Annotated in this window: 3 protein-coding genes and 1 tRNA gene; 3 read left to right on the top strand and 1 reads right to left on the bottom strand. The window is 56.0% G+C overall.

Features of this window, described 5'->3' with window-relative positions:
* The first annotated feature begins 23 nt into the window (after window positions 1–23).
* From queE to D8V06_RS29500, 3 genes are all read left to right on the top strand, one after another.
* Window positions 24–671, top strand: coding sequence for a 7-carboxy-7-deazaguanine synthase QueE (queE, locus tag D8V06_RS29510; protein WP_056852655.1), 648 nt, complete (start codon window positions 24–26; stop codon window positions 669–671).
* A gap of 1 nt (window position 672) precedes the next feature.
* Window positions 673–1,365 carry a 7-cyano-7-deazaguanine synthase QueC gene (gene queC, locus D8V06_RS29505; RefSeq protein ID WP_056852654.1) on the top strand — a complete coding sequence of 231 codons (693 nt, stop codon included), beginning with the start codon at window positions 673–675 and terminating at the stop codon, window positions 1,363–1,365.
* Between the two features lie 63 nt (window positions 1,366–1,428).
* Window positions 1,429–1,504, top strand: a tRNA-Lys gene (locus tag D8V06_RS29500).
* Window positions 1,505–1,517: 13 nt separating this feature from the next.
* Here the strand turns inward: D8V06_RS29500 and D8V06_RS30625 are convergent.
* A partial coding sequence (locus D8V06_RS30625; RefSeq protein ID WP_206663191.1) for a hypothetical protein occupies window positions 1,518–1,836 on the bottom strand: 319 nt, incomplete at its 5' end.

Genomic DNA, 1,836 nt, shown 5'->3' with positions numbered 1-1,836 from the left:
TAGCTGTTACGCCCGTGGCGACTATGCAAGACACATTGAGAATTACCGAAGTTTTTTACTCGTTGCAGGGTGAAACGCGGACGGCTGGCCTGCCCACAGTTTTTGTGCGCCTGACCGGTTGCCCTCTGCGTTGCCAATACTGCGACAGCGCCTATGCCTTCACTGGCGGAACCATCCGCACGCTCGACGATATCCTCGAGCAGGTTGCCGGTTACCGTCCGCGTTATGTCTGTGTCACGGGCGGCGAGCCCCTGGCGCAACCCAACGCCATCCCGTTGCTCAAGCGTTTGTGCGACGCCGGTTACGAAGTGTCACTGGAAACCAGTGGCTCTATCGACATCTCGGCGGTAGATTCCCGGGTCAGTCGCGTTGTCGACCTGAAAACTCCGGGTTCGAAGGAAGCGCATCGCAATCGCTACGAAAACATCGAGCTGCTGACGCCGAACGACCAGGTGAAATTTGTCATCTGTTCCCGCGAAGACTATGACTGGTCCGTATCCAAGCTGATCCAGTATGGTCTTGACCAGCGCGCTGGTGAGGTCCTGTTTTCGCCAAGTCACCATGATCTGAATGCTCGGGATCTTGCAGACTGGGTGGTGGCGGATAATCTGCCGGTACGCTTGCAATTGCAGCTGCACAAGTATCTTTGGAATGACGAGCCGGGGCGCTGAGATGACTGAACAACTGAACACTACGGAAAAACGTGCGGTTATCCTGCTTTCCGGTGGCCTGGACTCGGCAACCGTCGTAGCCATGGCGCGTGCCGAAGGTTATCGCTGCTACACCATGAGCTTCGACTACGGTCAGCGGTCTCACGCCGAACTGTACGCGGCCGAACGTGTCGCCCGGGATTTGGGGGTGATCGAGCACAAGGTCATCGGTCTCAATTTCAATGGCATGGGCGGCTCGGCGCTGACCGACACCAGCATCGATATTCCAGAGGAGTTGGGCGAAGGCATTCCGGTGACTTACGTGCCAGCGCGCAACACGGTTTTCCTGTCACTGGCGTTGGGCTGGGCTGAAGTGCTCGGCGCACGCGACATCTTCATCGGTGTCAACGCAGTGGATTACTCCGGCTACCCGGACTGCCGTCCCGAGTTCATCGAGTCATTCGAGCGCATGGCCAATCTGGCGACCAAGGCGGGTGTAGAGGGCGATGGCTTTCGCATTCAGGCGCCGCTGCAAAACCTCAGCAAAGCGCAGATTGTCCAGGCTGGCACCCAGCTTGGCGTCAACTACGGCCTGACCGTTTCCTGCTATCAGGCTGATGATGAAGGCCGTGCATGCGGCAAGTGCGACAGCTGCCGACTGCGTGCTGAAGGCTTTGCGGCGGCCGGAATCAGCGATCCAACACCTTATTTTTGATTTTTTTTAAAATAGGTGTTGAATAGTCCTTAAAAATCAGTATTATACGCGCCACCACACAGCGGGTCGTTAGCTCAGTTGGTAGAGCAGTTGGCTTTTAACCAATTGGTCGTAGGTTCGAATCCCACACGACCCACCATTTTCAAGCTGTTTTAAAAGTCTGGAAGGCCCACGAAAGTGAGGATTTCCGGATTTTTTTTTGCCCGCGATTTGTGTTTGCCCAAGCCTTGGGCTGCACCGAGCTGACGCAAGTCAGAATCATCTTTTGCATCCACCGGATATTCTGTAGCCTTGCGCAGCTTCAACGCTGTCCGTGCCTGATGAATACTCAATTTCCCGGCGGTACCCTGAAGGGTCCGGAGCCGGGTGTATACTCGACTTTCGCGCGAATGCGCCTGCAGGTCTTGCGAACATGACGCAGATTTCCGAACGCCTTCTGGTTCAAGCCCACCTCGACGCCAAGCAGCCCAA

Origin of the sequence: Pseudomonas sp. Sample_24 (assembly GCF_004307605.1) — a bacterium.
In the GTDB taxonomy this organism is placed as follows: domain Bacteria; phylum Pseudomonadota; class Gammaproteobacteria; order Pseudomonadales; family Pseudomonadaceae; genus Aquipseudomonas.
The sequence above is the reverse complement of the archived record's forward strand: the minus strand, read 5'-3'. Positions and strand labels throughout refer to the sequence as shown.

Coding starts and splice junctions, on each gene's coding strand:
- queE (WP_056852655.1), top strand. CDS start 24: ATGCAAGACACATTGAGAATTACCGAAGTTTTTTACTCGTTGCAGGGT.
- queC (WP_056852654.1), top strand. CDS start 673: ATGACTGAACAACTGAACACTACGGAAAAACGTGCGGTTATCCTGCTT.